Genomic DNA, 2,277 nt, shown 5'->3' with positions numbered 1-2,277 from the left:
CCACCGGCCGGTGCAGGCCCCCAGCCGCCCCCGCTGCCGGGCTCGAAAAAGCGTTGACGTGGCCTCATGTTAGACTGACGCACACGAGGATTTCGATGTGACCACGCAAGCCGCCCACCGACATGACCACGAGCACCACGACGACGCACGCAGCTTCGTCGCGGCGGTCGAGCACGCCTCGAATGAGCGTGGCCTGCGGTTGACTCCGTTGCGCCGGGAAGTCCTCGAGTTGGTGGCCAGTGCAGGCAAGCCCGTGAAGGCCTATGACCTGCTGGACAGGCTTCGCGAGAAGCACGGCAACGCCGCGCCGCCGACGGTCTACCGGGCGCTCGATTTCCTGCTCGAGAACAGCTTCATCCACAAGCTCGAGTCCATCAACGCTTACGTGTCCTGCCACCATCCGGCCGAATCGCATCAGGTGCCCTTCCTGATCTGCGACAAGTGCCAGTGTGCGCAGGAGGTCTGCGACGAGCGCGTCGCGGAGCTGATCGAGGCGCAGGCCAAGGCCCTGGGGTTCCGTCCGCAGGCCCAGACCCTCGAAGTCCACGGCATCTGCAAGAACTGTCGGTAGCCCTTGTGTGGGGGCCGGATACAGAAAGCGTTGATTTGCTTGGCTTCTGCAATGTTATAAAGTATCATTGCTTGCCTGGACCTGTCCAAGAAGTCACGCTATRCATCTCATGACCGATCTCCCTGTCGAATCCCCAGTCGATTCAGAGGCGCCCCGGCGCTGGTGGCACGCCGCCGACCGCGTCGGTGCGACGGCGTCGTTCCTTTGCGCCATCCACTGCGCCGCGCTGCCTTTCGTGCTGGCGCTGCTTCCGGTGCTCGGTCTTTCGTTTCTCGCCGACCACCGTTTCGAAGCGGGCTTCGTCGCTTTTGCATGCGTCCTGGCCAGCGCGGCGCTCATATCCGGTTTCCGCCGTCATCGCCGCCGCCTGCCGTTGATCCTGGCGACGCCAGGCCTGATGCTGCTGGTGCTGGGAGTGACCTTCCTGCACAGCGACTCGCTCATCATTCATAGCGTGCTCGTTACGTGCGGCGGTTTCCTGCTGGCTTCGGCGCATTTCGTTAACCTGCGAGTAGACCGCAGMGAGCATGCGGGCCACATCCACGGCCCGTCCTGCGCGCACCCGTGATTGTGTAACCGCGGCACGATTCCCTAGCCTTCGCGCATGGCACACGATCATTCCCAAGCCCACGCCGGCCACTCGCACGGCGAGGCGCACGCGCACGACCATAGCCACTTCGAAGGGAGCAGCGAGAAGAAGCTGCTGTTCGCTTTCGTCCTCACCCTGATCATGCTGCTGGTGGAGGCGGCCGGAGGCATGGTCTCCGGATCGCTGGCCCTGCTGGCGGATGCGGGTCATATGCTGGTCGATGCACTGGCCCTGTTGCTGGCCTTCCTCGGGGCGCGTTTCGCCGCACGACCTGCCGACGCGCAGCGCAGCTTCGGCTACGGCCGTATCGAGGTCCTTGCCGGCTTCGTGAACGCGCTGACGCAGTTCGCGCTGGTCGCCTTCATCATCGTCGAGGCCGTGCAGCGACTCTTCGATCCCCAGCCCATCCTGTCCGGTGTGATGCTGGTGGTGGCGCTGATCGGCCTCGTTGCCAATGTGGTGGTTCTTCGCACGTTGCACGGTCACGACCCTGACGACGTCAACATCGCCGGCGCCAGCCTGCATGTCCTCGGTGATCTGCTCGGCTCGGTCGCCGCGGTGCTCGCGGCCCTGGCCGTGCGCTGGGCTGGCTGGCTCTGGGCGGATCCCGTGCTGTCGATCCTGGTCTCGCTGCTGATCCTGCGCAGTGCCTGGTCGCTGCTGCGTCGCTCGGGTCATATCCTGCTCGAAGGCACACCCGAAGGCGTGCACCTGTCCGATATCGAAAAGGGCCTGCGCGAGGCGGACGAGAACATCCTCGACATCCACCACGTGCATGTCTGGCAGGTAACGGCCGGCTCGCGGATGGCCACGCTGCATGCCGAGCTGAAGCCCGGCGCCGATCAGTCGCGCTGTCTCACCGCCATCAAGACCATGCTCATCGAGCGCTGGCAGGTGGGTCATGCCACCGTCCAGTTTGACCCCGGCCCGTGTCCGGACGAGCTCGAAGGCTGTGGTAAGGGCGGCCGGGGCGTTCCCTGAACGGGGCTCAGGCTTGCCATTTGCGGCTCCGCTGATACGATGGCGGGCCGTTCCTCATCATTATTCAGAATCAAGGAGTTTCCCATGGGCAAGGGCGATCGCCGCACCCGTCGCGGCAAGATCAACCGTCATAGCT

The 2,277-nt window shown here is 64.6% G+C and carries 4 protein-coding genes; all 4 read left to right on the top strand.

From position 1 onward, the window contains the following. Window positions 1–97: 97 nt before the first annotated feature. The gene (locus AC1DT2_RS21160; RefSeq protein ID WP_477298531.1) at window positions 98–571 is read left to right on the top strand and encodes a transcriptional repressor; all 474 of its coding nucleotides are present in this window, start codon (window positions 98–100) and stop codon (window positions 569–571) included. A 109-nt stretch (window positions 572–680) separates the two neighbouring features. Continuing rightward, window positions 681–1,139, top strand: a complete 459-nt coding sequence (locus AC1DT2_RS21155; protein ID WP_477298530.1) for a MerC domain-containing protein — start codon at window positions 681–683, stop codon at window positions 1,137–1,139. 36 nt (window positions 1,140–1,175) lie between these two features. Beyond that, window positions 1,176–2,141, top strand: a complete 966-nt coding sequence (locus tag AC1DT2_RS21150) for a cation diffusion facilitator family transporter (RefSeq protein WP_063572816.1) — start codon at window positions 1,176–1,178, stop codon at window positions 2,139–2,141. 39 nt (window positions 2,142–2,180) lie between these two features. After that, the coding region (locus AC1DT2_RS21145) for a 30S ribosomal protein THX (protein ID WP_477298533.1) at window positions 2,181–2,277 on the top strand (97 nt) is incomplete at its 3' end.

It is taken from the genome of Luteibacter sp. P4_E6 (assembly GCF_056401535.1).
This window is presented reverse-complemented; position numbering and strand designations above follow the sequence as displayed.

What these genes read in the sequence shown, in the direction of transcription:
- AC1DT2_RS21150 (WP_063572816.1), top strand. Translation starts at nt 1,176, where the DNA reads ATGGCACACGATCATTCCCAAGCCCACGCCGGCCACTCGCACGGCGAG.